Raw genomic sequence first — 26164 nt, forward strand, 5'->3', positions numbered from 1 at the left:
GCCGATATCGCGATGAACCACGGGGGCGCTCCAGTTTTCGATACGGAAATCGAAACACTGGGAAGGACTTCATGAAAACGTCGATAAGACTTCTGGCGCTGCCGGCGCTGATCATGCCGGTGATCCTCGCCGGCGCTCCGGCGCAGGCCGCCACCGACACCACCTCCGGCACTGCCGCTCCGGCCGCGGTCACGTCGGTCGAGCGCCCGGCGGGGTCGTCGTCCTCGCAGGCCAGGGCCTACTGGACGGCCGCGCGGATGGCCGCGGCAATCCCCGCCGACGAGGTGGAGAAGGCCGCCGGCCCGGTCACCCGCAGCCCCGCGCCGGAGCAGGTGCGGCGCTTCGCGGAGGCAGTCGCGCCGAAGGACGGCAGCGGCTTCGGCGCCCAGCTGAACGAGTCGATCACGGTGGGGAAGATCTTCTACACCAGTTCCACCGACGGTCTCGGCCACTACTGCTCCGCGAGCGTGGTGAACAGCCCGGCACGCAACATGCTCTTCACGGCCGCGCACTGCGTGCACGACGGGCCGGGCCGGGACTGGCACACCGCGAACTGGATGTTCGTGCCGTCGTACCGCAACGGCGCGCAGCCGTACGGCACCTGGGACTGGTCCACCCTCGCGGTGCCGAGCGGCTGGATCAGCACCCGCGAGCGGCAGTACGACGTGGCGATCGCGCTCGTCTACGGCAGCCGGTCGATCGTGGACGCGGTCGGCGCCAACGGGCTGCTCACCGGTGGCGGCCGCGCGTACCACTACGACATCTTCGGCTATCCGAGCAACAAGGACAGCGGCGAGATCCAGTGGGTCTGCTCCGGCACGTCGCGGGACGCCGGCAGCAACCGGATCGAGATGAATTGCGGCTTCGGCGGCGGTTCCAGCGGCGGTCCGTGGTACTACAGCTATGACAACACCACCAGGCGTGGTGACGTGCACGGGGTGATGAGTTACTCGAGCGGCTCGGACACGAACGGCTCGCCGTACTTCTCCGCCGCAGTGGTGGGGACGCTCTACAACACGTACGCGAACGACACCTGGTGAACGACGGTCCGCCTGGTGTGCCGGCCGGCGCACCAGGCGGACCGGCACCCGACCCGCTGGTCCGAAGGAGGCGACATGTCACACCGCGTGCTGCTCGGCGGGGCCGCCGTCGCGGCGCTCGCAGTGGCCGCGGCCGTTGTGGTCGCCGCGGCGCGCGACGGTAGCTCGGCTCGGCCCGCGCCAGGCCCGGTGGTCGCGACTCACAACCCGAGTCCCGGCGCCACCGACCCATCCGAATACTGGACGAGGGAACGAATGCGGGACGCGATCGGCGACTGAATACGGAATTGTGTTCGCCGAATTCGCGCACCGACGCACAGATACTCTTGCCCGCGGCGCAATTCCCATTCGCGTCAGCCGGCCGCAGAGCCGCTGGGCCTGACCGGCACGGCCGCATCCTGCAGTACGTGGTGGCCGCATGATCGCCAGCCGACGTCGTACCCCGGAAAGGGCTCCTCCCCGCGATCGCGGGGAGGGGCCCTCGGCGTCTACCGGTGTCGCGGCGACCGGCCGCGTTCGCCCCGTTCGGGAGCCGGCGGGGTCACCCCCGTCGCCGCAGTCGTTCCGCGAACTTCCGCAGCCGCTGCCGGTTGTCGGGCTTGCCGACCTGCTCACGCGTCTGCCAGGTGAGCCGGTTCCCCTGCGGGTTGTGGAGGAACATGCGGATGCGCTCGGCCATGGTTGCCATGGCTGTTCCCTTCCGAACGTCGATGGTGCTGCCGGCGGCACGGGCGTCCGCCGGAGTCGAACGAGGGCGGGGGTCGGTGCGCGGCGAACCGGCGGTCGACTCCGACCCGGTCGGCTGCTTCCCTCGCTGCTGCCACCACTGTCCCGAATGCACGCGCCCACGATCGCGGACCGGGTCCGCCGGTGGGGTTCGGGGGTGACTGCCGGACATGACATCCCCTTGGGGGTAGGGCCGGTGTGGCTGGCACCTCAGAAGTGGGATGTCGTCGATTCCGGGATGACCCGATCGTACGCTTGTCCGGCCCGGCGCGCTTGGTGCTCGCCGCCGAGGCGGCGGCGGGCATCACCGGCCCGGACCTCGGAGTGCCGGCGGACCAGGGTACGACGAGGGTGAGTCACATGGGCGAGAGCCAGCTGGCGGACGTGTTCGTGGAACTGGCCGACACTCTCGTCGACGACTTCGACGTGATCGAGTTCCTGCACGGGTTGGCCGGGCGATGTGTCGAACTGCTGGGTGTGTCGGCGGCCGGACTGCTCCTGACGGACCAGCGGGACAGGCTGCGGGTGGTCGCCGCCTCCTCCGAACGCACCCGACTGCTGGAGCTGTTCCAGCTCCAGACCGACCAGGGTCCCTCCGTGGACTGCTTCCGTACCGGTCAGCCGGTGTCGGTCGCCGACCTGCCGACCGCCGGCCGCTGGCCGAGGTTCACCGCCGCCGCGGCCGAGGTCGGCTTCGCCGCGGTGCACGCCCTGCCGATGCGCCTGCGCTCCGAGGTCATCGGCACGCTGACCCTCTTCGACGCACAGCGAGAGGCCCTCGACGAGGGCAGGCTCCGCATCGGACAGGCGCTCGCCGACGTGGCCACCATCGGCCTGCTCCAGCACCGCGCCATCCACCGCCGCGACATCCTCACCGACCAGCTGCAGACCGCGCTCACCAGCCGGGTCCTGATCGAGCAGGCCAAGGGGATCCTCGCCGAGCGCCTCCAGGTGGACGTGGGTGAGGCCTTCGCGCTGCTGCGCGACGGTGCGCGCAGCAGCAACCGGCGACTGTCCGAACTGTCCCGGGCGATCGTCGACGGTTCCGAGCGGTTCGCGCCGGGACGGCCGCCGGCCGGCCCGACCGACGGCCCCGCTCCGGCCCGCTGACCAGCCGCTTCCCGGAGTGCCGCCGGCGGAGGTGCCGAGCCGCGGGATGAGGCGTACGGTGGGCATGTCGCCCGGGTCCCCGGTGGCCGCCACATCTCGCCGCCACCAGCCCGTAAGGGGCGTTGAACAATGGTCACCCCCATCGCGACAGCGACGGCAGTTCTCCCTCCTCCGCCTCACCATGCGGCAACCGGCCACAGCGAACAGCTGCTGCGTCGTCGTGCGAGCCTGACTGCCGACGATCCCGACCGCGCGCGACTGCGAGCCCGGATCATCGAGGCCAACCTGCCGCTGGCCGGTCGGCTGGCCCGCCGCTACACCGGTCGCGGAGAGCCCTACGAGGACCTGGCACAGGTGGGCGCGCTCGCCCTGATCAGGGCCGTCGACGGATACGACACCGAGCGCGGTACGCCGTTCGCCAGCTACGCCATCCCGACCATTCTCGGCGCCATGCGGCGGCACTTCCGGGACACCGCCTGGGCGATCCGGGTGCCGCGCGCGGCCCAGGAACTGACGCACCGGGTGCCCGCCGCCCGGAACGAGCTCGGGCAGCGACGCGGTCGCCTACCGACGGAGGGGGAACTCGCCGGCCACCTGAAGGTGACCGTCGCCGAACTCCTGGCCGCCCTCGCCGCCTCGGAGGTCTACCGGCTGCCGTCCCTGAACGAGCCGCAGCCCGGGAGCAACGCCGTCGAGCGCATCACGCTCATCGGCGCCGTCGATCCGGGGTACGCCGCCGTGGACGACCACATGACGCTCCGGCTGGTCCTCGCGGCGCTCCCCGCGCGAGAACGTCAGATCCTGGCCATGCGGTTCCACGGCGACCTGACCCAGGCGCAGATCGCCAGCCGCGTCGGGTTGTCACAGATGCACGTCTCCCGCCTGCTGAAGCGCTCTCTGGCCCAGCTCAGGGCCGAGATGCTCAGCTGACCGGCCATCCTCCCGGCCCGCTCGGGCAGCGGGGGCCGGGTCGTTGCGACCACCAGGAAGGGTGTCATGGCCGTTCGTCCGATCGCCGCGACCGGGCCTTCCGCGCCCGGTGCGGGAGGATCCGCCCTCTCGGCACTCGCCGCGCGGGCGCGGCGGGCCGTCGACGCCCGCGCGCTCCGTGTGCGGGTGTTCCTCCTGGCTACCGTCCTGTTCCTGCCTCTGGTGCTCGTCGCGGTGTTCGCTGACCGCTGACCCGTCCCGGCGGTCGCCTGAGCGACGCCCGGCAGGCCGGGCCGGACCGGCGTAGGCTGGGGTGGTCCGGGACTCGACGACGTTCCGCAGCTGAGGCGCCCGCCACGCCGGCTCCGCCCCTGGGGACACCAGCTCCGTACCGCACGATTCGTCGGTCACAGTGAGAACTCGGAGACCCGCCGCACACCTCGGCGTCCCGGTGATGAGGATCTGCCAGCACCTCCAACCGCTACCTGGTGACCATGACCGTCCGGAACGGCTACACGAGGGAGCAGACCATGAGGATCGCCAGGCACCGGATCGTTGCCGCCCTACGAGAGCGTGGCCAGCGGGCGAGGGCCGACTGGGTGGAGCGCGAGTTGCCGGAGCGGGTGGACTCCGAGAAGCACGTCGGGCTGCTCGCCACCCTGCGTCTTGATCCGAACGACCTCGCCGACGCGACATCCCCGTGAAGGTGGCCCTGCTCGGGCCGGTCGCCTGGCGGACACCCCCCTACCACTACGGTCCCTGGGAGCAGGTGACCGGCCTGCTCGCGGAGGGGCTGACCGCACGTGGCGTCGACGTGACACTCTTCGCGACGCTGGACTCGGTCACCTCCGCCACCCTCGACGGCGTGTGCCCCCGCGGGTACGCCGACGATCCGAGCATGGACGGCCGGGTGTGGGAGGCGCTGCACGTCTCGCACGCGATGGCCCGCTCGGCGCAGTTCGACCTGGTGCACAACCACCTCGACTGGCTGCCGCTGGCCTTCGCCGAGCACTGCGACGCTCCGCTGCTCACCACCGTGCACGGCTTCTCCGGCGCGGGAATCCTTCCCGCCTACACCAGGGCCCGCTCGTCCTACGTGTCGATCTCCGACGCCGACCGGACCGCCGGTCTCGACTACGCCGCCACGGTGCACCACGGCGTCGACCTCACCGGGCTGCCGTTCACCCGGGACGCCGGCCCGGGACTTGTCGCCTTCGGCCGGATCCATCCCGACAAGGGCACCCACACCGCCATCGAGATAGCGCGGCTCGCCGGCCGCCCCCTGACCATCTGCGGCATCGTGCAGGACGAGCGGTACTTCACCGAACAGGTGGCCCCGCACATCGACGGTGAACAGGTCGTCTTCCTCGGCGCGTTGGGTCCCCGCCGACGCGCTGAGATCCTGGGCGCCAGCACCGCGCTGCTGCACCCGATCGCCTTCGACGAGCCGTTCGGCCTGTCGGTGGTGGAGTCGATGGCCTGTGGCACGCCGGCCGTGGCGTACGCCCGGGGGTCCATGCCGGAGGTCGTCGACGAGGGCGTGACGGGATTTCTCGTGCACACCGTCGAGCAGGCCGCCGACGCGGTGACCCGGGCCACCGGCCTCGACCGGGCCGGCTGCCGGGCGCGGGCGCGGCAACGCTTCGGCGCCGACCGGATGGTCACCGACTACCTGGCCGTCTACGACGACCTCATCCACCGCCCGCAACGCCGGACCCGCTGACCATCCGACGAATCCCCCGCGGCCGACAACCGGAAGGCCCAACACCCATGCCCCACTACGGTTTCCTCAGCACCCACCCACCGACCCGGTGCGGGCTGGCCACCTTCAACTCCGCGCTGGCCGCCCACCTGACCGCCGACGGCACCCGCGGTGGCGTCGTGCGGGTCACCGACGGGAGCGACGACCAGCGCGCCCTGCCCGGGGTCGTGCACACCTGGTCGGCGCGCACGCCGACCGGCTGGCGGGACGCCGCCGCCGCCCTGAACGTCTTCGACGTGGCCATCGTCCAGCACGAGTACGGCATCTACCCCGGTAGGGACGGAGAGGACGTGCTTCCCTTGCTGCGCCGGCTCACCGTGCCGAGCATCGTGGTCCTGCACACCGTGCTCCGTCAGCCCTCCGCCCGGCAGAAGTCGCTGCTGGAGCAGATCGTCGCCGCCGCCGGGGCGGTGGTCACGATGACCGGCACGGCCCGCGACCGGCTGCTCGTGGGCTACACCGTGGACCCGGCGAAGGTCACGGTCATCCCGCACGGCGCCGCCGTCCACGCCGGCGCGGCCGTCCCGCGACGTACCCGCCCCCACCTGCTCACCTGGGGGCTGCTCGGCCCCGGCAAGGGCATCGAGTGGTCACTGCGGGCGCTGGCCCTGTTGCAGGACCTCGACCCCACACCCACCTACACCGTGGCCGGCCGGACCCACCCGAAGGTGATCGAGCACCAGGGCGAGACGTACCGGGCGGGTCTGCACCGGCTCGGTGCGCAGCTGGGCGTCGCGCACTCGGTGGACTACCAGGCGGTCTACCACGATCAGTCCGCGCTCGGCGCGCTGATCCGCTCCGCCGACGTGGTCGTGCTGCCGTACGACTCCCGCGAACAGGTCACCTCCGGCGTTCTCATCGAGGCGGTGGCCGCCGGGGTCCCGGTCGTGGCCACGCCGTTCCCGCACGCCGTCGAGCTGCTCACCAACGGCCCCGGTCTGGTCGTACCCCATCAGGATCCGGCGGCCCTGGCCACGGCGATCCGGCGGATCCTGACCGAACCAGGTCTGGCCGCCCGGTTGGCCGGCCATGTCCGGCCGCTGGCCGCGCAGCTGAACTGGCCGGCGGTGGCGGCCCGCTACGACGCCCTCGCGGGGCGGCTCCTCGCCGCTCGCTCGCCCGCGGTCAGTGCGGCCTCGGCGTGACCGCGACCGCCGACGGTTCCACCAGGACGGCCGGCAGCCCCACCAGCGGTCACCGCCGGAACGCCCCGGTGCCGAGTTTCGCCCACCTGGCCCGGTTGAGCGACGACACGGGCCTGTTCGAACACGCCCGGCACGCCATCGTCCGCCGGGAACACGGCTACTGCACCGACGACGTGGCCCGCGGTCTGGTCGTGACGAGCCGGGAACCGGAGCCGACCGAGGGGGTGCTCCGGCTCGCGGAGCGCTACCTCGCCTTCCTGACCCACGCGCAGGACGACCGCGGCGCCTTCCACAACAGGCTCGGCCACGACCGGCGCTGGGCCGACCGGCCCGGGCTCGGTGACTGGTGGGGCCGGGCACTGTGGGGCCTGGGCACCGCCGCCGGCCGCAGTCCCGCGCCCTGGATCCGGGAGGAGGCGCTGGTCGCCTTCGGCGCGGGTGCCGCGCGGCGCTCCCCGGCACCGCACGCGATGGCCTTCGCCGGGCTCGGCGCCGCCGAGGTGCTGCGCCGGCACCCGGGGCACGCCGCCGCGGCCGCGCTGCTCGCCGACGCCGCCGACGCCGTCGGCAGCCCCGATCCGGACCCGCGGTGGACCTGGCCGCACCCGAGCCTGACGTACGCGAGCGGCGCCCTGGCGGAGGTCGTCATAGCCGCCGGTCAGCTGCGTGACGACGGCCCGCTGCTCGGCACCGGTCTGCGGATGCTGGCCTGGCTGCGCCACGTCCAACTCCTCGACGGGCGGCTGTCGGTCATGCCGGCCGCCGGGTGGCGACGTGGCGCGGTGCGGCTGCGCCACGACCAGCAGCCGATCGAGGTGGCCGCCCTCGCCGACGCCTGCGCGACGGCCGCCACCGTGACCGGCGATCCCGTCTGGGACGTCGGGGTGCGTCAGGCGGTCGGGTGGTTCCTCGGCGACAACGACGTCGGTACCCCGATGTGGGATCCGGCGACCGGAGGTGGCTACGACGGCCTGACCCCGCACGGGCCCAACCTCAACCAGGGCGCCGAGTCGACCCTCGCGCTCATCTCCACGCTGCAGCATGCCCGGCGGTGGTCGTGACCCGGACCCTGGCCGTCCGGCAGGACCTCACCCTCGCCCCGGATCCACGCCGGGTCATCGTCAAGCTCTTCGTTCCCGGAGAGGACGCCGCCCTGGTACGCACCCGCGCGCACGCACTCATCGACCGCGTCGCGCACCTCGACGACGAGGAGACCGGCCGGCTGCTGCGGGACACCTTCGACCGCTTCGGTGGCCGGCACCGGGACCTGGACAGCACGTTCCAGCACCACTACGACCTCGTTCGGCACCGGGCGGACCCCGCCCGGGACCTGTCCCCCGTCACCCGTCTCCTGGTCGGCGCCTACTTCAGCCACGAGTACGCGGTCGAGGCCGCCGCGCTGTGCAATCCGTCGATGGTGGCCCACCCCGACCAGGCCGACCTGGAACCCGGGCAGCTGCGCGTCGCGGTCAGCCTGCGCCAGATCGGCGAGGGGCACGTGTCGTCCATCGGCTTCGCCACCGCGGTCCTCGGCCCGGGGCACCAGCTCGCCGTCGCCGACCGGTCCGGCCCCCTGGTGGTCGGTCGTCGGGTCGGCGTCCGGCACCGCCGGGACCTGCTCGCCGCCGGCCTGGCCGAGATCGACTGCGACAACGAGGTCGCCGCCACCGTGCTGGACGCCCTGCCCGAACGGTACGACGAGGCCACCTTCGAGCGGGTGCTCGGCACCCTGCCACCGGACCTGCTCTCCCGCAGCACCGGGTTGAGCACTCTCGAACACCTGCGTCGCACCAACGCCGCCAGCTACGCCACGACCTTCCCCGCCGACAGCGGCCTGCATCAACGGGTGCTCTGGCCGGCCATCCCGGCCGAGAGCAACGGCATGGAGGACGCCCGGTTCGTCCGGTTCGTCGACGAGGCGGGCCCGGTGTACCGGGCCACCTACACCGCCTACGACGGACGGCGCATCGCCACCCGCGCGCTGGCCAGCCGCGACCTGCGCCGCTTCCAGATCACGCCGATGCGCGGGCCGGGCGCCCGCAACAAGGGCGTCGCATTGTTCCCCCGTACCGTCGGCGGGCGCCACCTCGCCCTCTGCCGCTCCGACGGCGAGACGATCGGCCTGACCCGCCTGGACAGCGAGAACCGGTGGCAGGCCCCGGTGCCCCTGCGCACTCCGAGACAGAGCTGGGAACTGGTCCAGGTCGGCAACTGCGGCTCCCCCATCGAGACCGACGCCGGGTGGTTGGTGCTCACCCACGGCGTCGGCCCGATGCGCCGGTACGCCATCGGCGCGCTCCTGCTCGACCTGCACCGCCCGGAGCGGGTCATCGGTGAGCTGCCCGGCGCGCTCCTGGCACCCGACGAGGCCGAACGCGACGGGTACGTGCCGAACGTCGTCTACTCCTGCGGCGGGCTCGTGCACGCCGGCGAGCTGTGGCTGCCGTACGGGGCGAGCGATGCGCGGGTCGGCTTCGCCACCGCACCGGTGAGCGCGCTCATCGCGGCGATGGTCGCACCCGCACCCCCGATCGGCGGCTAGGAGGCGCAGACCTCGTCCCGCCGCTCATCGCAGCCTCAGCGCGACCGCCCTGGCCTCCTCGTCGGTGAGCGGCAGGAACCAGAGGAAGCGGCGGACGATGGCGACCGGGTCGGGGCCGCCGGGCCGGCCGCGCAGGTCCCGGATCGCGCGGCGGGTGATCCGGGAGAACTCCGGGATCAGGGTCGCGCGCCGCGCGGCGTCCGTCGGGATCGCGCGCAGCGCCGGGCAGGGCCAGTCCCGACCGCAGGCGTCGCACCGCCAGGACGGGCCGGTGGCGGTGTGCGCGACGGGCGGGCCGCCGCGGGTCCGCCAGCGCGTCTCGGGAACGACGTTGGTCACCCTGCCGAGGCCACGGTACGGAGAAACGGGCGGCCCGATCCGGCCCGGCATCGTCGGGCGGGGCGGCGGACCACCTGTCGGCTTCGGCTTGTTCTCGGGCATCGTCGTCCCCTCCTCGGCGTCGTCTCCACAGCAGCCTTCCGAGGGTTGCCGGACAATCACACAGCGCTATGTAATCTCCTTCGGACGGTTGTTTTGTTCCTGGGGGGACGGGCATGAACCACGCGTTTGTCGCCGCGCTGGCAGAGGCGGGCCACACGGCCGAGAGTCTGGCTGGTCAGCTCGGTGTGCACCCGAAGACCGTCGCCCGGTGGGCAAACCCTGGCCACATTCCTCAGGGGCGGCACCGCGCCACCGTCGCAAATCTCCTCGGCCGGCCTGTCGACGCACTCTGGCCGGACGTGGTCAAGCGCCGCGAGCCCGTGTGGTTCCGGCCCTGGGTCGACATCGAGCGCGAGGCCGTCGCGCTGCGCGCGTTCCAACTCTCCTGGGTGCCGGGGCTGCTCCAGACCGAGGCGTATGCCCGCGCCACGTTCCTCGGTCAGCCGCTCACGCCGGCCGAGGTCGCCGATCTGGTCGCGGCGCGGCTGGACCGGCAGGCGATCCTGACCCGGGAGCGCGGGCCGCTCTTCGTCGCCGTGATCGACGAGCAGGTCCTGTGCCGACCCGCGGGCGGCGACCGCCGGCTCATGGCCGCACAACTGGCCCATCTCGTCGCCTGCGCCGAGTTGCCCAGCGTCCAACTCCATGTGGTGCCGCGGGACACGCCGACATATCCCGGGCTCGACGGGCCGTTCACCCTCGCGGAGTTGCGGGACGGCACGCGGGTCGCGCACGTGGACAGCCAGGCCCGTGCGCAGATCATCGACCAGGCATCCGAGATTGCTACGCTGGAGCGCCGGTGGGAACGCATCCGGGGCGAGGCTCTTCCCCGCGGGCGGTCCCTGGACCTCCTGAAAGAAGCGGCGACAGCATGGACCTGATCGGTGCCCGGTGGCGCAAGAGCACCAAGAGCGGTGGCAACGGCGGTGACTGCGTCGAGGTCGCGGACAATCTCGCGGGCGTCGTCGGCGTGCGGGACTCCAAGGACCCGGCCGGGCCGGTGCTCACCTTCGACCCGAGCGCCTGGACGCGCTTCGTGGAGACGACCAAGCGCGGCTGAATCCCGTACCTCCTCTGAAGGCCCTCGGCGCTGCACCGGGGGCCTTCGGCCTCTCTTCGACGCTAGGCGAGCCCCACGCGTCGCTCTCCCCGGGGAAACCGCGCGGGGCGGGAACGGAGTGCCACGCGCTGCCGGCGCGGCGCGTCGTGGGGATCGCTGGGTAGCGTGGAGGGGTGGTTGATCAGCGCCAGGTGATGAACTTCCGCGTGCGGGCCCAGCAGCTCGACCGGGCCGAGGGCACGCTTGCAGACACCGCCGTGCTCGACATCGGGGTGCAGGACACCGGCACGGACGGCGGCCGGTGGGCGCTGGCCATCCGCGGGGTCGAGGTGGCCACGCTGTCCGCGGAGGAGCTGATCCTGCTGTGGACCGTGCGAGGTGCTCCCCACCTCTACCGCCGGGCGGACGTGGGGAAGGTGGCGGCCGCGGTCGAGCCCTTCTCCGACGCGGACGCGGGCAAGCGCATCTACGACGCCGCCAGGCCGTTGAAGGCCGCCGGGATCGGCAACCTCGCCGCCCTGGACGAGGTGGCCGCCCGGATGCGGGCCGTCGTCACCGGGCCGACGGTCAAGGGGGACGTCTCCGGCCGCCTGGCCGAGATGATGCCGGAGCCGTACCTGCGGTTCTGCCGGCCGTGCGACGCCACCCACCTCTACGAGATGCCGTTCCGGCTGGCCGCCGTGCGGGCCGGGCTGGAGCTGCAACTCGACACCTCGCCGCCGGTCCTGCACCGCATCCGGGGCTTCAGGAAGGCCGCCGCCGCGGGCGACCGGTTCGACCTCGTCCGCGCGTACCTCCGTCTGCTCGGCCCGGCCACCCCCAAGCACGTGGCGGACTACCTCGACGCCCCGGTCAGGGAGGTGAAGGCACGCTGGCCCGAAGACGTGATCGAGGTGACGGTCGACGGCGAGGCCCGGTCGCTCCTGGCCGCCGACGAGCAGGCGCTGGAATCCGCGGACGTCACGGCAACCCGCCTGCTCGGCCCGTTCGACCTCTTCCTCCAGGCCAAGGACCGGTCGACCCTGGTGCCGGACCCGGCCCGCGCCAAGGAGTTGTGGCCGGTGCTGGGCCGACCCGGCGCGGTCCTGGTCGACGGTCAACTGGTCGGCACCTGGCGTCCCCGCAAGTCCGGCCGGACACTGAAGCTCGCGATCCAGCCGTGGCAGAAGCTGCCCGTCGCCACCCGCGACGCCATCGCCGAACAGGCCGAACGCCTCGCCGCCCACCGCACGGTCTCGCTGGCCGGCGTCGAGTTCGCCGACTGACGGAGACCGGTCAGGAGCGCGTCCGGAACGGGGCGAGGGTGGCGCGGATCTGGTCGCCCGCGCCCCAGTCGTCGTCGAACTGGGCCAGCACGGCGAGGTGTTGCCGCAGTTGGACGATGGGCATGCGGGCCGGCCAGTCGCGGTCGAGGGAGGTCAGCTCCGCGTAGACCGCGAAGAACCGTTGCGCCTCGGGCGGCGGCGCGGTGGACCACACGTGGGCGAGGTCGACCTCGGCCCACATGTAGGACACGGCCGGGTCGATCAGCGCGGGCTGCCCGTCCGGGGTGGCCAGGACGTTCTGTGCCCACAGGTCACCGTGCGTCAGGCAGGCCGGCCGGTCGGGCAGCAGGTCGGGCAGCCGGTCGCACAGCCGCTCCAGGGCCGCCCGGTCTCCGGCGTCGAGTGCCGCCTCGACGCGGGGCTGCCCGAGCCACCGGAGCAGCCGGTGCTGCGCGAAGAAGGCGAATCCGTCGTCGTCCCAGGTGTTGACCTGCCGGCGACGGCCCAGCCAGTTGTCACGGTGCCAGCCGAAACGAGGATGGGTCGTGCTCGTGTGCAGGTGGGCGAGCGTGTGCGCGAACCGCTCCCAGAAGGTCGCGCTGCGCGGCCGGGGTCGCAGCACCGACAGCACGATCAGTTCCTGATCCGCCAGGATCACCTCGGGTGTCGCCACACCGCCGAGCTTCCGCAGGGCGGCCAGCCCCTCGGCCTCCGCGAGGAAGACATCGTCGGCCGGCGCGTCCGCGAAGGCCTTGACGAACACCGGCGGCGCGTCCCGGCGGGTGGCGATGCCCGCGACCGCCGCCAGCCCACCCGTCGCCGGCTCCACGGTGACGACGTCGCGCATCCCGGCCCGGAGCAGACACTCCCGCAGGAACGTCGTCGACCCTGTCACTGCGGCTCCTCGTGTCCGGGCTGCCGGTCCGCAAGATCCTAGATGAACGGTCGGCCACCTCGCGAGGACCGACCGCCGGGCCAGGATCGCGTGGCATGACAACCCGGGTGCGGGCGCCGGCGGACTCGTGTTCACTCTGGCGGTGGATCGTCAACGGCTCAGCAGCATCGCGCACTCGCACCACCCGATCGCGGCGCCGATCTCCGGTGTCAACGTCAACCGGCTCCTGCGCCGGGCGGGCCGCCAACCGGCGGCCCGTGTCCTCGACCTCGGCTGTGGAGAGGGATCCTGGGCGCTGCAGGCCCTCGCGCACTACCCCGACGGGCACGCGGACGGCGTGGACGTCAGCCCGTACGCGCTGGAGCGTGCCGCCGACGCCGCCGCCGAACGCGGCCTCGCCGACCGGCTCACGCTGCACGAGCGCGACGCACGGACGTACGTGCCGGACGGCGACTACGACCTGGTGCTGTGCGTCGGGTCGACACACGCGTTCGGCGGGTTCGGCGAGACGCTGAAGCTGGCCGGCCGGCATGTGAACGCCGACGGCGTGCTGATGGTCGGTGAGGGGTTCTGGCAGGTCCCGCCGACTCCGGAGGCCCTCGCGGCGCTCGACGCGAAGCCGGAGGAGTTCACCGACCTCGCCGGCCTGGTCGACGCCGCCGAGCGGGCCGGCTGGACGCCGGTGTACGCCCATGTCAGCGACGCCGCCGAGTGGGACGACTACGAATGGTCGTGGATCGGCTCGCTCACCGAGTGGGCGCTGGACAATCCCGGCCACCCGGACGCCGCCGAGGCGCTCACCGCCGCCCGGGAGCACCGCGACCAGTGGTTGCGCGGGTACCGCGAGGTGCTGGGCTTCGTGACGCTCGTGCTACGCCGGTGCTGATTCCAGCACCTTCTTGAGCAGGGCCAGGTCACCGCTGACCAGCCCGGCGTCCCGCGCGAACTCGGCGTCGGTCATGCCGGGCGAGCGGCGCAGCGTGAAGACCACCTCGCAGCCGTCGCCGTCGGCGATGGCCCGCAGCGGCACGTACACCGTCTCCCCGGAGGGCGTCACGACCTCGTGGTCGAGCACGCCGTACTCGTTGCGCGGGGCGAAGGTGAGCTGGGCGCGGCCCTCCGGGGTGTCGACGAACCAGACGCCGTCCTCGCGCGCCACGGACCCGCCCAGGCCGGGCGCCCAGCGGGGCAGGTTGCGGGGGTCGGCGGCGAACGCGTAGACCTCGGCGACCGGCCGGTCGATGTGCACGCTCAGGTGCCGGGATTCGGTGGCCATTGCCCCATCATGGCAGCCCGCGCCGCCGGAGCCGGTCAGTCCGCGGCGGCGCGTCGGCGCTCCTCGCGCAGCTTCATGGCGTACTCCAGCAGCGTGATCAGCACCTCCTTGACCGACTCCCGCTCCCGCGCGTCGCAGAGCACCACGGGCACCTCCGGGTCCAGGTCCAGTGCGCCCTGCACCTCGTCCAGCCGGTAGCGCTTGGCTCCCTCGAAGCAGTTCACCGCCACCACGAACGGCGTGCCGCGCCCCTCGAAGTAGTCGATCGACGGGAAGCAGTCGGCCAGCCGCCGGGTGTCGGCCAGCACCACCGCGCCGATCGCGCCCAGCGCCAGCTCGTCCCAGACGAACCAGAACCGGTCCTGCCCGGGGGTGCCGAACAGGTAGAGCACCAGATCGTCGCTGAGCGTGATGCGGCCGAAGTCCATCGCCACGGTGGTGGTGGTCTTCTCCTCCACACCGGACAGGTCGTCGATGCCGATCCCGGTCTCGGTCAGCACCTCCTCCGTCCGCAGCGGCCGGGTCTCGCTGACCGCGCCGACCAGGGTGGTCTTGCCCACGCCGAAACCACCGGCGATCAGGATCTTGATCGCGGTGGGCAGCGGCGCCGCTCCCGCCGGCCGCTCAGAGCGCCCGTAGTCCATTGATTACCGCCTCGAAAACACTGTCGTCGGGAAGGCCGGCGGGGGTCGCCCGCGGCTCACGGACCTGCACCAGGCTGCGGGCCGCCAGGTCACCCAGGAGGACCCGGACGGTGCCCACCGGCAGGTCGAGGTGGGCGGCGATCTCGGCCACGGACTGGATCCGCTGGCAGAGACCGACGATCGCCACGTGTTCCGGGCCGAGCCCGGACTCCGACGCCACCTCCGCCCGGGTCGCCGTGACCAGGGAGATCAGGTCGAACGTGCCGGTCACCGGGCGGGCCCGGCCGCCGGTCACCGCGTACGGGCGCACCACCGGGCCCGCGTGGTCGTCCACCCACTCGTGCTCCGCGGGGTCCCCCTGGCCGGTCATCGCGCCGGGTTCTCGCCGAGGGGCTGTTCCCGTGTCGGTGAGGCGACGAACCGGCCGACCCGGGTGACCAGCATGGCCATCTCGTACGCGATCAGGCCGACGTCGGCGTCCTCGGACGCCAGCACGGCCAGGCAGGCGTTGCGGCCGGCCGCGGTGACGAACAGGAACGACGACTGCATCTCGATGATGGTCTGCTGCACCTGACCACCGCCGAACCGCTTCCCCGCGCCCCGGGCCAGGCTCTGGATGCCCGCCGCCATCGCCGCGAGGTGCTCGCCGTCGTCCCGGCTCAACGCGCGGGACGAGGCCATCAGCAGTCCGTCGGTGGAGAGCGCTACGGCGTGTTCCGCCTGCTTGACCCGGCCGACCAGGTCATCCAGCAACCACGTCAGGTCCGCGCTCGAAGCCGTCTTCTGCGCCACTCGTCGTCCTCTTCTCCCCCGGCTGGTGTGCCGTGCTTCGTCCGGGATCGCCGGTTCGGCGGTCCCTAGGTCGCCTGACCGTCGCCGGTGTCCGGCGCGCCGGCTTCGTGCGCCCCGCCGAGCAGCCGGGCCGCGTCGGTCCGACCGCGTCGGGTGCCGCTCTGGTAGGAGCTCATCATCCGGCGCACCTGCTCGGGCGGGCGCACCGTGTCGTCGTCGTCGCTGCCGCCGTCGTCCACGGCGGACTGGTCGTGCCGCAGTTCCGGCGCCAGGTTGGCCTGGCGGACCCGGACGGGCAGCCCGCCGTCGGTGCGGGCCGCCGGCGAGCTGTCCGCCTCCGCCGCGCCGGCCGGTGCGGCGTCGGCGGGCCGGGGGTCCACCGGGGACAGCGCCGCGGTGGGCTCGGCGAGCGCGGGCTGCCGTTTCCGGGTACGCGCCGGCAGCCCGGACGGGGTGAGCCGAGGCTCGTCCGTGTCGGCCTCCGGCGCCGGGGCGGGTGACTCCGTGTCGTCCGCGACCGGCTCCGCCGGACCGGCGCCCTCGGCCAGCGCCACCGTGGTGGCCGGCCGGTCGCCGGCGGGCTCCGCCGCCGCGCTCTCCACGGCCGGGGAGGCGGGCACCGCCGGGGCGGGCTGCCCGGCGCCGACCGGGAAGCCGCCGGAGGTGCTCGGGTCCGGCCCGTCGTTCGTGACCAGTTCGAGCGGGATCAGCACCACGGCGGTCGTCCCGCCGTACGCCGATTCCTTGAGCTGCACCTTCACCCCGTGCCGCTCGGTGAGCCGGCTGACCACGAAGAGGCCGAGCCGGGCGGCGTTGGCCAGGTTCAGCTCGGACCGGTCCACGATGCGCCGGTTCGCGGCGGCCAGCTCCTCCGCGCCCATGCCGAGGCCGCGGTCCTCGATCTCGATGGCGAAGCCGTTGGACACCATCATGCCGCGCACCTCGACGGTGGTGTGCGGCGGCGAGAAGGAGAGGCCGTTCTCGATCAGCTCGGCCAGCAGGTGGATGACGTCGCCGACGGCCCGGCCGGTCAGCGACACCGGGCCCAGCGGCCGCACCGTGACCCGGGTGTAGTCCTCGACCTCGGCGACCGCGCCGCGCACCACGTCGACCATCGGCACGTTGCGCCGCCACGCCCGGCCCGGAGTGGAGCCGGAGAGGACGATCAGGTTCTCCGCGTTGCGCCGCATCCGGGTGGCCAGGTGGTCGACGCGGAACAGGTCCTCCAGTTCCTCGGCGTCGTGCTCCCGGCGTTCCATCGCGTCGAGCAGGGTGAGCTGGCGGTGCACCAGCGCCTGGGTGCGCCGGGCCAGGCTGAGGAAGACGTCGCGGACGTTGCGGCGCAGCTCGGCCTGCTCGACGGCGGTGCGGATGGCGGTCTCCTGCACGGCGTTGAACGCCTTGCCGACCTGCCCGATCTCGTCGTCACCGGTCTGCAACGGTGGCGCCTCGCGGGCGACGTCGACCTCCTCGCCGTGCCCCAGCCGCTCGACCACGCTGGGCAGCCGCTCGTTGGCCAGCCGGAACGCCGCCTCGCGCAGCCGTTCGAGCTGCCGGACCAGCGCCCGGGCGGTCGTGATGGAGACGACGATGGACGCCACGACCGCGATGAGGCCGAGGCCGGCGGCCAGCACCAGCCGGACGATGACGCCGACGGCGACCGGGGTGGCCCGGGCCACGATGTCGTCGCCGCCGGCGAGGATCACGCCGCGCAGGTCCTCCATCGACCGGCTCACGGCGGCCTGCCAGGCCGTGGCGGTGACCGGCGGGCGCACGTCACTGCCCTTGGCGGCGAGCACCCGGTCCTGGAGGGCGCGGAGCTGCCGGAACGCCTCCCCCTCGGTCATCTGCTGGTAGCGGGCCCGGTCGGTCGGGGCGAGGTCGCGGGCGGTGCGGTCGGAGAGGAACCACTGGGCGCCGACGAGCCGGGCGAAGGCGCTCTGCTCCGCCACGGTCATCCGGTTGGCCGCCACCGCGCCGGTCAGCAGGGCGTCCTGCTGGGAGAGCAGCTCCCGGGCCCGGTTCAGGTCGATGAGCGCGGCGGTGTCCCGGGCGATCTCGTCGTCGTCCAGGCCGCCGAGCGCGTCGAAGACGCCGAAGATGGCGTCGACCGCCTCGTTGTACGCGGCCAGCGTCGCGGTGCGGTCGATGGTCTTGCGGCCCACCTCGGCGCGGACCGCGCCGAGCTGCTCGACCTGGGTCTTCAGGTCGCTGATCCGCTGCTCCAGCTCGTCGCTGGCCGGGATCTCGGTGCGCCAGTCCTGCGCGGAGCGCCACAGCGCGGCGGCGCTGTCGTCGGTGCGCTGCCGCTGGGCGACGAGGTCCTGGAGCTGGTCCGGGTCGGACTGTCCGAGGTACAACAGCGACAGCCGCCGCTCGTTCTGAAGCTGGAGCAGCAGCGGGTCGGCCGGCTCGAAGACCCGCGCGTTGAGCGCCTGCACGCCGAGCAGGTTGAACCCGTCCCGGACCGTCACCCACGCCGCGAAGGCCCAGAGCGCGATCAGGGACGCCAGCAGGGCGATGATCTTCGTACGGAGATTCGTACTGCGGGAACGCATCACACCGTCCTGGCCCGGTATCCGATCAGTCGGAAATCCGATCGACTCCGGCGCACGCTAGCAGTCGTCGTGAACTCCATTCAAGCGATCCTGATCATGGTGTTGCCGGCCCGGTGGGAGTTGGGCCGGCCGACCCCGACGCGGCCAGCACCGCTGCGCGCACGATCAGGGTCGGACGGTAGAGATCCTTGTCGTGCCACAGGGCCGGCCCATCAGCGCGTCCGTCCCACTCGGACAGTCGCCGCCGCCCCCGCACCAGCGCCGCATCGACCCGCGTGTCTTCCGGGTGCCCGGCGCCGGACAGCGCGAGGACCGCGTACGCGGTTTCCTCGGCGGTGCCGCCCCAGCGCCCCCACGACCCGTCCGGCCGCTGGGTGTCCAGCAGCCAGCCGACACCCCGGTCGACGGCGGCCCGCGCCGGGGCGCCGGCGGCGTGGTCGGCGAGCGCGAGCAGCACGCAGTAGGTCGCGTAGTACGCCGACGCGTGCCACCGGTCGTCCCACGAGCCGTCCGGCTCCTGCCGCTCGACCAGCCAGCCGGCGACCCGGTCCACGGTGGCCGCCACCCCCGGGTGGCCGGGGTGCTGCCCGAGGGCGTCGAGGACGTGGGCGTTGGTGGTCACCGACGCCCCGTCCTCCCCCGGCCAGGTGCAGAAGTGCCGTCCGGTGTCGTACGCGTCGAGCCGGGACACGTCGAGCGGCCGGCCCAGCCGGGCGAGCGCGTACAGGGTCACCGAGGTGGTGTCGGCGTCGGCGGGCAGCCCCGGTCCGGTGGCCGCACCGGACACCCCGACGGCGGCCCGCAGCTCCGCCACGAGCGACCCGGGAACGGTCAGCGGCACGCCGGCCCGGGTCAGGATCCCGAGCACCCAGGCCCGCTCGAAGACGGTGATCGGGCTGGCACAGGGCACCGGACCGCGCCCGCCGACCGCCCGGAGGTAGTCCAGGGCGGGGCCCGGCTCGGGGCGGCCGAGCCAGGCGGCCGTCGCGGCGGGCGAGGCGCCGACCGCGCCCGCCCCGGCGGGCCGCACCCCGGCCGCCCGGCGGGCGCCGTCGCCGGCCACCTCCAGCGCGTGCGCCAGCTTCTCCGGCACGGGCCGCCCGGTGGCCAGCAGGCCGCGTACCCGGGTCAGCCGGTCCGGGTCGAGACCGGCCGGCAGCGGCAGGCGGGCCCCGGCCCAGTCGGCCAGCCCGGCCGGGGGTTGCGCGAGGTGCCGCTCGACGGCCTCGCGCAGCGCCGGCACGATCAGGTCGGTGGCGGGCAGGTCGGGCGGGGCGCCGGCGTCGAGGGCGCCGGCCAGGAAGGCCAGGCCCCGGTGGGCGGCGCCGGCCAGCGGCGCGGCCGGACCGTGCTCGCCCCGCCGCAGCACGGTCAGCAGCGCCTCGGTGGCGCTCAGGGTGGGCACCAGGGCGTACCCGCCGGGGCCGCCCCACCCGCCGTCGGCGCGCTGCCGGTCGAGCAGCCAGGAGACGCGGACGTCGTGGCCGGGCAACCACGGTGCCAGGCCCACCAGCCGGCCGGTCTCGTAGACCGACGCGGAGGTCTCCCCGGCCGGGTTGTCCACCATGGCCTCGACGAGTTTTCGGGCCTGCCCGGCGCGGGCGTCGCCGGCACGGGTGACCCGCGCGGGCCCCGCGGTGAGGCTCACCGGGCGCCCCAGAAGTCGGTGAACCGGTAGAACCCGCTGGTGAAGCCGAGCTGCCGGGCCAGGAAGTCGGCCTGCCGGGGGCAGGCCGGCGCCAGGTCGGCCAGCAGCCGCCGGCAGTGGTCGACCTGCTCCGCCAGGCGCCGCTCGATCTCCGCCGGGTCGTCCACCAGCAGGAGCGCGTTGAGGTCGCCCCACTCCCGGTCACGCCGGTGGGTGCCGAGATCGTTGACCAGGCGCAGAGCGCGCTGGACCTCGTCGCTCACCGCGATCAGCCGGGGCAGCTCGCGGTGGGTGGCGGCGTCCCCGGTGTGGATCCAGTGCGCCACGTTGACCACGGTGGCGGCCAGGTTGTCGGCGTTCGCCAGGTACGCGTCGAGGGTCGGATGGTCGGCCTGCTTCCACTCCCACTCGCGGGCCATCGCGTCGAGGGTGCGGGCCATCGCGTCCCGCCACGGCTCGCGCAGCTCGGCGTAGGCCGGGATGGCGGCCAGGTCGTCGCGTAGCTCGGCGAGGAACCGGCCCAGCGGGTCGTCGGGCGCGGCGCCGTCGACCACGGCGAGGCAGGACTTGACGATCCGGTCGACCTCCGACCGGGAGGCCGCCAGGTGGTCGACCTGCCAGTCGACCGCGAAGCCCCAGAGCACGGCGCGGTTGGTCAGCGCCAGCTCCTCGGCGGAACACCAGGGCGCGCTGAACGACATCGCGAGGGCGATGCTGCTGAACAGCGCCGCGTCGAACGGCCGGCCGGGGAACAGCTCGGCGTGCCGGGCCGCGCACCGCTGCAGGTCGCGCTGGCCCTTCGCGGCGTGCGCACAGATCCGCCCCTGCTCCGCCGCGGCGGCGATCGGATCCGGCACCTCCCGGCCGGTCATGCCGGCTCCGCCCGCCGCTCGGCGGCCAGCAGGGTCAGCTCGACCCGCTCGCGCGGCCGCAGCGCCGCGGCCAGCCGCAGGCCGGGTACGCCGGGACGGCGCAGCCGGAACCGGTAGCGGCTCAGCATCGTGGCGAGGATGAGCTGCGCCTCCAGGTAGAACAGATACATCCCCAGGCACTGGTGCGGGCCGCCGCCGAACGGGAAGTGGGCGTACCGGTGCCGGGCGCGGACCCGCTCGGGCCGGAACCGTTCCGGGTCGAACTCGTCCGGCCGGTCCCAGAACTGCCGCATGCGCTGGGTGATCAGCGGGCTGGCCACCATGGTCGCCCCGGCCTCGATCGGCACGCCGTCGATGACGTCGTCGGCCACCGCGCGGCGCGGGATGATCCAGCCGATCGGGTAGAGCCGAAGCAGCTCGTCCAGGACCATCCGGGTGTAGGTGAGGTCGGCGAGGTGCTCGCGGCGCACCGGTTCGTCGCCCACCACCCGGTCGATCTCGGCGTAGAGCCGCTCGGCCACGTCGGGCCGCTGCTCGAGGTGGGGCCAGGCCCAGGTGAGCACGTTGATGGTGGTCTCGGTGGTGGCCGCGAACATGGCCACGGTGTCGTTGCGGACCTGCCGCTCGTCGAGCTGCCGCCCGTCGTCGGTGCGGGCCTTCCAGAGCGTGGAGATGATGTCGTCGCCCTGGTCGGCCACGGCCCGGGTCTCCCGGACGATCGGCACGAGCACCTCGTCGACGATGCGGACCGCGCGGCGGAACGGGCGGTCCCCCGGCATCGGCAGGGAGAGCGGGGCGAACGGCACCACGATCCGGGGGATCACCGCGCTGGCGATGACGTCCTGCGCGTCGATCACCCGCAGCGCGTCCGGCACGGAGATCTTGTCGGCGAAGAGCACCCGCATGATCGCCCGGCTGACGATCCGCGCCTGCTCGGTGCCGATGTCGACGGGGCGCCCGGCCCGGAACGGCTCGTCCAGCTCGTCGACGGCGTCGCGGATGGCGTCGGCCATGCCGTCGATCAGCGCCTCCACCCGCTTCGCGGTGAACATCGGCTGGAGCATGCGGCGGCTGGCCGACCAGATCTGGCCCTCGCCGAGGATGCCCTCGCCGAACAACCGCTTGACCGGGCGCCAGAACAGCCCGTCGCCGGCCCGTTCGTAGTTGTCCGCCCGGTCCCGCAGCACGTGCTGGACGTGCCGGGGGTGGGTGGCCAGGTACGGGCGGAACGATCCCAGGTTGAGCCGGACGAGCGCGCCTCCGGTCCGGTTGCCCACGTCGATCAGCGCGCGGGCCGGGTCCCGGAGCATGCCGGGCAGGATCTGCCGCAGCGGGACGGAGTGGGGCCGGCCGGTGGGCCGGGGCGCGGTCTGCGACTCGTCCACGTGAATGGCTCCCCCAGTCCTACTCAGGGTCGCGACACCGTCATGACCCGTGACGTTGCCCGCGAGCATGCCATCCTGAACGACGGATAAAAAGGCGGACAGGAAAGTATCTCACTCCACAACAATCCCGATGTCGACAATGGAGCCGGTGGGATTTGCGTCACGCCGCAAGCCTTCCGGCCCGCCCGATCATCCACAGTGGAGTTTCCGGCCGGCTTCCGGCGCAGGTCCGCCCGGCCCCGCCCGCCACCCGCCGGCCGCCACCGGCCCGAGCCGTCCGCCGCCCGGCCGGTGGGCCGGGGCGGTCAACTCCTCCCGGCCGACTGGGGAGAACGCGGGCGCGTGCCCGCCCCCTGTGCCAAGCTTCGGGCATGGACGACAAGACCATCCTGAGCCGGATCTCCGAACTCGTCGACGAGGAGCACCGGCTGCGCGCGGCCGCGCAGGAGCACGAGGCCGGCACCGACGACGAGGCACGGGAGCGGCTGCGGGCCCTGGAGGAGTCCCTCGACCAGTGCTGGGACCTGCTCCGCCGGCGCCGGGCGGCGCGCCGGACGCACGGCGACCCGGACGCGCAGGGCCAGCGCCCCGTCGCGGAGGTCGAGCGCTACCTCCAGTGACGCCGGGCCGGCGGCGGACCGCAGCGCCGCGTCCCGGGCGGGCCGCCACCCGCCCGGGACGCGGCGCGCTCAGCGCAGGCCCGCCTCCCGCAACAGCACCTCGGTCAGCGCCTCCGGATCGGTCTCCGAGGCGGGCAGGCCGCGGGCGGTGAACCAGGTGCCCACCACCCGGACGTCCCGGCCCAGGAACTCGGCCCCCTGCGGGTTGGCCACCACGTCGACCACCTGCGGCAGGTCGATCATGACCAGCCGCCCGGCGTGCACCAGCAGGTTGTACGGGGACAGGTCGCCGTGGGCGTATCCGGCGCGGGCCAGCACCACCAGGGCGTCGACCAGTTGCTCCCACAGGTCGCGCAGCTCGGCCCCCTCGGGCCGGAGCTGGGCCAGCCGGGGCGCGGCCAGGCCCGCCTCGGCGTCACCGACGAACTCCAGCATCAGCTCGGTGCCGAGCAGCTGCACCGGGTAGGGCACGGCGATCCGCCCGGAGGCGGCGCCGATCTCCCAGAGCCGGGCGAGCGCGGCGAACTCGGCGGCCGCCCACTGCCCGGCGATCATCTGCCGGCCGAACGAGGTCCGGCCGGCCATGGCCCGCATCTCCCGGGAGCGGCGGACCCGGCGCCCCTCCAGGTAGCCGGCGTCGCGGTGGAAGAGGCGGTGCTGGGGATCCCGGTACCGCTTGGCCGCCAGCAGGCAGGTCCGGTCGGTGTCCGGCACGGCCCGGCGGACCAGGTGGACGTCCGCCTCCTTGCCGGTCTTCAGCACCCCCAGCTCGGTGTCCTTCGCGGCCAGCTCGGTGACCAGCCACTGCGGGTAGGGCTCCGGCCCGTGCACGGCCAGGTCCCAGGAGGACCAGCTGTCCTCCGCGTCCGGCTCGGCGTCGGGGTCGGTGAGGACCGGCTCGGTGTGCCGGCCCCGCTTCAGGAAGGTGGGTTCGTCGTCGTCAAAGCGGCTCTTGCCGCGGCTCCGGCGCTGCGGCGCCGGGAGGTCGTGATCGCGCACGGGTGGATCGGTCCTTCGATCGAGGCTGGTGGAGGCAGGTGGTGGGACCCCGCAAAGACGGCCATGACCGACCTCCTCTCCTCGACCGGGCACCGCCCGGCTGCGCCCTCGCGCCGCACCATGGTCGCGGGCGGCCCGGGGCGGGTCAACCGAATTTCCGCTCAGCCGGCCAGGACGGCGGCCACCGCGGCGATCAGTCCGTCCACCGTGCGGGTGGGCGCGAACCGGGTGTCCGACCAGCGGCGCCCCCGGTGCAGCCAGACGCTGGGCAGCCCGACCGCCGTCGCGCCGCCGATGTCCGCCTCCGGGCTGTCACCGATCACCCAGGCCCCGCGCAGCGGCATCCGGGCCCGCTGGGCGGCCAGCGCGAAGATCCGCGGGTTGGGCTTGCTGACCCCGGCCTCCTCGGAGATCACCCAGTCGGCGATGTAGCGGTCCAGCCCGGTCCGGCGGATCTTCGCGTCCTCCTGGCGGGACGTGCCGTTGGTGACCACCACCGGCACCCAGCCGGCGTCGTCGGCGATCCGCAGCGCGCAGGCCACCAGCGGGTCCAACCGGGTGAACGCCACCACGCCGTCGTGCAGCTCCTCGACCAGGTCGATCGAGGGGATGCGCACGTCGTAGCGGTCGCGGATCGCGTCGGCGACGTCCCAGCGGTCGGTCAGGCCGTCGGCGTCGACGGAGAGCAACCACTCGATGTCGCTGGGCGGAGCGCCGATGCTGTCCAGGAACCGCTCACCCCAGGCGCGGAACGGCCCCTCGCGGTCGAGCAGGGTGTTGTCCAGATCGAGCAGGAGCAACGGCACTCGGGAACCCTACGGGACGGGGTGCGCGACCGACAGGCCCGAGGGCACCACGGCGTCCGTCAGCCGACGAGCGTCGTTCGGGCGAGCCCCGGATCGGGCAGCCGGTCGGTGAGCATCGTGTGCGCGGCGCGGGTGGCGCCGAGGGCGGCCGGGTCGAGGGTCGCCACCAGCACGTCCTCGCCGGTGTCCGCGCCCCGGACCAGGGGCCGGCCCTCCGGCTCGTAGACGGCGGCGCCGCCGTTGAACCGCCACGGGTCCGCGCCGCCCACGGCGTTGGCGAAGACCACGAACATGGTGTTGTCCAGGGCGCGCGCGGCGTAGTAGAGGTCGCGGCGGTGCTCGGAGCCGGCCAGGTACCCGCTCGGGCAGAGGTAGCCGTGCGCGCCGGCGACCGCGGCGGCCCGGCCGTGCTCCGGGAAGCAGCCGTCGTAGCAGATGCCGAGGCCGAGCAGCCAGCCGTCGACCAGGAGCGAGGCGCCCCGCCGGCCGGCGTCGAACAGCTCCCGCTCGCCGCTCCAGAGCTGCTGCTTGTCGTACGCGGCGGTGACGGTGCCGGTCGGGTCGACCAGCAGGGAGGAGATGGTGCGCCGCCGGTCGGGGTGGCGGACGGCCGCGCCGATCACCACGCTGGCCCCGCCGTCGCGGGCGGCCGCGCGCAGCGGGTCCAGCCGCGCGTCGTCGACCCGGCCCTCGGCGTCGGCGGCCACGTCGGTGCCGGCCGGGTCGGCTCCCAGGGTCGGCGGGTGGTACGCGGGCAGGAACAGCTCGGGCAGCACCACGACCCGGGCGCCGGCGGCCCGGCCGACGAGGCGGGCGGCCAGGGCGGCGTTGCCGGCGACGTCACCCGGGACGGGCTCGGCCTGCACGGTGGCCACGGTCAGCGGGCGGGTGGGCAGGGGCACGGCCTCGGTCACCGGAGGATCGTAACCGGCGCGGCCGGCCGGGTCGATCATGCGAAACCGCATCTCAAGCCGTACGTACGGTTTGCATCGACCGGGTCCACCTGGAACGATCGTGACGTGCCCAGAGTAAGCCAGGACCAGCTCGACGCGCGCCGACAGGAGATCCTCGGCGCCGCCCGGGCATGTTTCGCCCGGCACGGCTACGAGGGTGCCACCGTCCGCCGGCTGGAGGAGGCCACCGGGCTCTCCCGGGGCGCGATCTTCCACCACTTCCGGGACAAGGACTCGCTCTTCCTCGCCGTGGCCGAGGACGACGCCGCGATCATGGTGGAGACCGTGGCCCGCAACGGCCTGGTCCAGGTGATGCGGGACCTGCTGGCCCGGGCGGTCTCCCCGGACACCACCGGCTGGCTCGGCAGCCAGCTCGAGGTCTCCCGGCGGCTGCGCACCGACCCCGCGTTCGCCCGGCGCTGGGCGGAACGCTCGGCCGCCATCGCCGAGGCCACCCGGGAGCGCCTGCTCCGCCAGCGGGAGGCCGGGGTGCTCCGCGACGACGTGCCGATCGACGTGCTGGCCCAGTTCCTGGAGCTGGCGTACGACGGGTTGGTGCTGCACCTGGCGATGGGTCGTCCCGCCGGTGACCTGGGGCGGGTGCTCGACCTGGTCGAGGAGGCCGTCCGCCGGCACTGACCGGCCGCGGATATCGGTCCGGTAACTCGGCCGCTCGGGGTGATCACCCCTGGCGG

General features: G+C 73.7%; 30 protein-coding genes. 16 read left to right on the forward strand and 14 right to left on the reverse strand.

The genetic code is table 11. The features are described from left to right. The first annotated feature begins 71 nt into the window (after positions 1-71). Positions 72-1040: a trypsin-like serine peptidase gene (locus tag ACZ6PY_RS06070; RefSeq protein ID WP_466069721.1), complete on the forward strand. Its 969-nt coding sequence runs from the start codon at positions 72-74 to the stop codon at positions 1038-1040. A 75-nt stretch (positions 1041-1115) separates the two neighbouring features. Further along, positions 1116-1319, forward strand: a complete 204-nt coding sequence (locus tag ACZ6PY_RS06075; RefSeq protein WP_466069723.1) for a hypothetical protein — start codon at positions 1116-1118, stop codon at positions 1317-1319. Between the two features lie 262 nt (positions 1320-1581). On the opposite strand, the gene ACZ6PY_RS06080 is transcribed toward ACZ6PY_RS06075, so the two are convergent. Next, complete coding sequence (locus ACZ6PY_RS06080; protein WP_466069725.1) at positions 1582-1728, reverse strand: hypothetical protein; 147 nt, start codon at positions 1726-1728, stop codon at positions 1582-1584. Positions 1729-2126: 398 nt separating this feature from the next. Here ACZ6PY_RS06080 and ACZ6PY_RS06085 point away from each other — a divergent pair, with 398 nt between their 5' ends. The 8 genes from ACZ6PY_RS06085 to ACZ6PY_RS06120 all read left to right on the forward strand — a co-directional run bounded on the left by ACZ6PY_RS06085 (position 2127) and on the right by ACZ6PY_RS06120 (position 9255). Then, on the forward strand, positions 2127-2876 hold the full coding sequence (locus tag ACZ6PY_RS06085; protein ID WP_466069727.1) for a GAF and ANTAR domain-containing protein: 750 nt from the start codon (positions 2127-2129) through the stop codon (positions 2874-2876). A 129-nt stretch (positions 2877-3005) separates the two neighbouring features. After that, complete coding sequence (locus ACZ6PY_RS06090; RefSeq protein ID WP_466069728.1) at positions 3006-3806, forward strand: SigB/SigF/SigG family RNA polymerase sigma factor; 801 nt, start codon at positions 3006-3008, stop codon at positions 3804-3806. A gap of 66 nt (positions 3807-3872) precedes the next feature. Continuing rightward, a complete protein-coding gene (locus ACZ6PY_RS06095) occupies positions 3873-4058 on the forward strand; it encodes a hypothetical protein (protein ID WP_466069730.1) in 186 nt (61 codons plus the stop codon). 278 nt (positions 4059-4336) lie between these two features. Beyond that, positions 4337-4510 (forward strand): hypothetical protein, encoded by a 174-nt coding sequence (locus ACZ6PY_RS06100; RefSeq protein ID WP_466069732.1) that lies wholly within the window; start codon positions 4337-4339, stop codon positions 4508-4510. Further along, entirely contained in the window at positions 4507-5529 is a 1023-nt protein-coding gene (locus tag ACZ6PY_RS06105; protein WP_466069734.1) for a glycosyltransferase family 4 protein, read from the forward strand. Before ACZ6PY_RS06100 ends, ACZ6PY_RS06105 begins: the two co-directional genes overlap by 4 nt. Before the next feature lie 47 nt (positions 5530-5576). Next, the gene (locus tag ACZ6PY_RS06110; protein WP_466069736.1) at positions 5577-6713 is read left to right on the forward strand and encodes a glycosyltransferase; all 1137 of its coding nucleotides are present in this window, start codon (positions 5577-5579) and stop codon (positions 6711-6713) included. Then, positions 6710-7774, forward strand: a complete 1065-nt coding sequence (locus tag ACZ6PY_RS06115) for a glycosyltransferase (RefSeq protein ID WP_466069737.1) — start codon at positions 6710-6712, stop codon at positions 7772-7774. Before ACZ6PY_RS06110 ends, ACZ6PY_RS06115 begins: the two co-directional genes overlap by 4 nt. Next, the gene (locus ACZ6PY_RS06120; protein ID WP_466069738.1) at positions 7765-9255 is read left to right on the forward strand and encodes a glycoside hydrolase family 130 protein; all 1491 of its coding nucleotides are present in this window, start codon (positions 7765-7767) and stop codon (positions 9253-9255) included. Before ACZ6PY_RS06115 ends, ACZ6PY_RS06120 begins: the two co-directional genes overlap by 10 nt. Before the next feature lie 24 nt (positions 9256-9279). Here ACZ6PY_RS06120 and ACZ6PY_RS06125 read toward each other — a convergent pair whose 3' ends face one another. Next, a complete protein-coding gene (locus ACZ6PY_RS06125) occupies positions 9280-9594 on the reverse strand; it encodes a hypothetical protein (RefSeq protein ID WP_466069740.1) in 315 nt (104 codons plus the stop codon). Between the two features lie 215 nt (positions 9595-9809). On the opposite strand from ACZ6PY_RS06125, the gene ACZ6PY_RS06130 reads away from it, so the two are divergent. The 3 genes from ACZ6PY_RS06130 (at position 9810) to ACZ6PY_RS06140 (ending at position 12021) form a co-directional block, all read left to right on the forward strand. After that, complete coding sequence (locus ACZ6PY_RS06130; protein WP_466069741.1) at positions 9810-10577, forward strand: DUF5753 domain-containing protein; 768 nt, start codon at positions 9810-9812, stop codon at positions 10575-10577. Continuing rightward, entirely contained in the window at positions 10568-10756 is a 189-nt protein-coding gene (locus ACZ6PY_RS06135) for a DUF397 domain-containing protein (RefSeq protein ID WP_466069743.1), read from the forward strand. The genes ACZ6PY_RS06130 and ACZ6PY_RS06135 overlap by 10 nt, the downstream gene beginning before the upstream one ends. 173 nt (positions 10757-10929) lie before the next feature. Continuing rightward, entirely contained in the window at positions 10930-12021 is a 1092-nt protein-coding gene (locus ACZ6PY_RS06140; RefSeq protein ID WP_466069745.1) for a winged helix DNA-binding domain-containing protein, read from the forward strand. Positions 12022-12031: 10 nt separating this feature from the next. On the opposite strand, the gene ACZ6PY_RS06145 is transcribed toward ACZ6PY_RS06140, so the two are convergent. Then, a complete protein-coding gene (locus ACZ6PY_RS06145) occupies positions 12032-12916 on the reverse strand; it encodes a fructosamine kinase family protein (RefSeq protein ID WP_466069747.1) in 885 nt (294 codons plus the stop codon). Between the two features lie 142 nt (positions 12917-13058). Between ACZ6PY_RS06145 and ACZ6PY_RS06150 the strand changes: the two genes are divergently transcribed. Continuing rightward, on the forward strand, positions 13059-13802 hold the full coding sequence (locus tag ACZ6PY_RS06150) for an SAM-dependent methyltransferase (protein WP_466069749.1): 744 nt from the start codon (positions 13059-13061) through the stop codon (positions 13800-13802). Here ACZ6PY_RS06150 and ACZ6PY_RS06155 read toward each other — a convergent pair. The 8 genes from ACZ6PY_RS06155 to ACZ6PY_RS06190 all read right to left on the reverse strand — a co-directional run bounded on the left by ACZ6PY_RS06155 (position 13788) and on the right by ACZ6PY_RS06190 (position 22016). Continuing rightward, complete coding sequence (locus ACZ6PY_RS06155) at positions 13788-14192, reverse strand: SRPBCC family protein (protein ID WP_466069751.1); 405 nt, start codon at positions 14190-14192, stop codon at positions 13788-13790. The genes ACZ6PY_RS06150 and ACZ6PY_RS06155 overlap by 15 nt on opposite strands. Before the next feature lie 35 nt (positions 14193-14227). Beyond that, positions 14228-14836 carry a GTP-binding protein gene (locus ACZ6PY_RS06160; RefSeq protein WP_466069753.1) on the reverse strand — a complete coding sequence of 203 codons (609 nt, stop codon included), beginning with the start codon at positions 14834-14836 and terminating at the stop codon, positions 14228-14230. Then, positions 14817-15206: a DUF742 domain-containing protein gene (locus ACZ6PY_RS06165; RefSeq protein ID WP_262286237.1), complete on the reverse strand. Its 390-nt coding sequence runs from the start codon at positions 15204-15206 to the stop codon at positions 14817-14819. The genes ACZ6PY_RS06160 and ACZ6PY_RS06165 overlap by 20 nt, the downstream gene beginning before the upstream one ends. Beyond that, positions 15203-15628 (reverse strand): roadblock/LC7 domain-containing protein, encoded by a 426-nt coding sequence (locus ACZ6PY_RS06170; protein WP_466069754.1) that lies wholly within the window; start codon positions 15626-15628, stop codon positions 15203-15205. Before ACZ6PY_RS06170 ends, ACZ6PY_RS06165 begins: the two co-directional genes overlap by 4 nt. Positions 15629-15693: 65 nt before the next feature. Then, the gene (locus ACZ6PY_RS06175) at positions 15694-18186 is read right to left on the reverse strand and encodes a sensor histidine kinase (RefSeq protein WP_466069755.1); all 2493 of its coding nucleotides are present in this window, start codon (positions 18184-18186) and stop codon (positions 15694-15696) included. 94 nt (positions 18187-18280) lie between these two features. Further along, positions 18281-19834 carry a prenyltransferase/squalene oxidase repeat-containing protein gene (locus ACZ6PY_RS06180; protein ID WP_466069756.1) on the reverse strand — a complete coding sequence of 518 codons (1554 nt, stop codon included), beginning with the start codon at positions 19832-19834 and terminating at the stop codon, positions 18281-18283. After that, positions 19831-20706, reverse strand: a complete 876-nt coding sequence (locus ACZ6PY_RS06185) for a terpene synthase family protein (RefSeq protein ID WP_466069757.1) — start codon at positions 20704-20706, stop codon at positions 19831-19833. Before ACZ6PY_RS06185 ends, ACZ6PY_RS06180 begins: the two co-directional genes overlap by 4 nt. After that, positions 20703-22016: a cytochrome P450 gene (locus ACZ6PY_RS06190; protein ID WP_262286284.1), complete on the reverse strand. Its 1314-nt coding sequence runs from the start codon at positions 22014-22016 to the stop codon at positions 20703-20705. The genes ACZ6PY_RS06185 and ACZ6PY_RS06190 overlap by 4 nt, the downstream gene beginning before the upstream one ends. 446 nt (positions 22017-22462) lie before the next feature. Between ACZ6PY_RS06190 and ACZ6PY_RS06195 the strand changes: the two genes are divergently transcribed. After that, a complete protein-coding gene (locus tag ACZ6PY_RS06195; RefSeq protein ID WP_466069758.1) occupies positions 22463-22711 on the forward strand; it encodes a DUF2630 family protein in 249 nt (82 codons plus the stop codon). Positions 22712-22780: 69 nt separating this feature from the next. Here ACZ6PY_RS06195 and ACZ6PY_RS06200 read toward each other — a convergent pair whose 3' ends face one another. The 3 genes from ACZ6PY_RS06200 to ACZ6PY_RS06210 form a co-directional block, all read right to left on the reverse strand. Next, entirely contained in the window at positions 22781-23710 is a 930-nt protein-coding gene (locus ACZ6PY_RS06200) for an RIO1 family regulatory kinase/ATPase domain-containing protein (protein WP_466069759.1), read from the reverse strand. A 161-nt stretch (positions 23711-23871) separates the two neighbouring features. Continuing rightward, a complete protein-coding gene (locus ACZ6PY_RS06205) occupies positions 23872-24516 on the reverse strand; it encodes an HAD family hydrolase (protein ID WP_466069761.1) in 645 nt (214 codons plus the stop codon). A gap of 59 nt (positions 24517-24575) precedes the next feature. Beyond that, complete coding sequence (locus tag ACZ6PY_RS06210; RefSeq protein WP_466069763.1) at positions 24576-25430, reverse strand: carbon-nitrogen hydrolase family protein; 855 nt, start codon at positions 25428-25430, stop codon at positions 24576-24578. Between the two features lie 105 nt (positions 25431-25535). Here ACZ6PY_RS06210 and ACZ6PY_RS06215 point away from each other — a divergent pair, with 105 nt between their 5' ends. Then, the gene (locus ACZ6PY_RS06215) at positions 25536-26108 is read left to right on the forward strand and encodes a TetR/AcrR family transcriptional regulator (protein WP_313719384.1); all 573 of its coding nucleotides are present in this window, start codon (positions 25536-25538) and stop codon (positions 26106-26108) included. The last annotated feature ends 56 nt before the right edge of the window (positions 26109-26164 follow it).

Source organism: Micromonospora sp. NPDC048907 (assembly GCF_055586885.1).

Bases quoted from the DNA above. Each gene is read 5' to 3' on its own strand.
- ACZ6PY_RS06070 (WP_466069721.1), top strand. From the start codon at position 72: ATGAAAACGTCGATAAGACTTCTGGCGCTGCCGGCGCTGATCATGCCG.
- ACZ6PY_RS06075 (WP_466069723.1), top strand. From the start codon at position 1,116: ATGTCACACCGCGTGCTGCTCGGCGGGGCCGCCGTCGCGGCGCTCGCA.
- ACZ6PY_RS06080 (WP_466069725.1), bottom strand. From the start codon at position 1,728: ATGGCAACCATGGCCGAGCGCATCCGCATGTTCCTCCACAACCCGCAG.
- ACZ6PY_RS06085 (WP_466069727.1), top strand. From the start codon at position 2,127: ATGGGCGAGAGCCAGCTGGCGGACGTGTTCGTGGAACTGGCCGACACT.
- ACZ6PY_RS06090 (WP_466069728.1), top strand. From the start codon at position 3,006: ATGGTCACCCCCATCGCGACAGCGACGGCAGTTCTCCCTCCTCCGCCT.
- ACZ6PY_RS06095 (WP_466069730.1), top strand. From the start codon at position 3,873: ATGGCCGTTCGTCCGATCGCCGCGACCGGGCCTTCCGCGCCCGGTGCG.
- ACZ6PY_RS06100 (WP_466069732.1), top strand. From the start codon at position 4,337: ATGAGGATCGCCAGGCACCGGATCGTTGCCGCCCTACGAGAGCGTGGC.
- ACZ6PY_RS06110 (WP_466069736.1), top strand. From the start codon at position 5,577: ATGCCCCACTACGGTTTCCTCAGCACCCACCCACCGACCCGGTGCGGG.
- ACZ6PY_RS06130 (WP_466069741.1), top strand. From the start codon at position 9,810: ATGAACCACGCGTTTGTCGCCGCGCTGGCAGAGGCGGGCCACACGGCC.
- ACZ6PY_RS06135 (WP_466069743.1), top strand. From the start codon at position 10,568: ATGGACCTGATCGGTGCCCGGTGGCGCAAGAGCACCAAGAGCGGTGGC.
- ACZ6PY_RS06155 (WP_466069751.1), bottom strand. From the start codon at position 14,192: ATGGCCACCGAATCCCGGCACCTGAGCGTGCACATCGACCGGCCGGTC.
- ACZ6PY_RS06160 (WP_466069753.1), bottom strand. From the start codon at position 14,836: ATGGACTACGGGCGCTCTGAGCGGCCGGCGGGAGCGGCGCCGCTGCCC.
- ACZ6PY_RS06165 (WP_262286237.1), bottom strand. From the start codon at position 15,206: ATGACCGGCCAGGGGGACCCCGCGGAGCACGAGTGGGTGGACGACCAC.
- ACZ6PY_RS06175 (WP_466069755.1), bottom strand. From the start codon at position 18,186: ATGCGTTCCCGCAGTACGAATCTCCGTACGAAGATCATCGCCCTGCTG.
- ACZ6PY_RS06185 (WP_466069757.1), bottom strand. From the start codon at position 20,706: ATGACCGGCCGGGAGGTGCCGGATCCGATCGCCGCCGCGGCGGAGCAG.
- ACZ6PY_RS06190 (WP_262286284.1), bottom strand. From the start codon at position 22,016: ATGCTCCGGGACCCGGCCCGCGCGCTGATCGACGTGGGCAACCGGACC.
- ACZ6PY_RS06195 (WP_466069758.1), top strand. From the start codon at position 22,463: ATGGACGACAAGACCATCCTGAGCCGGATCTCCGAACTCGTCGACGAG.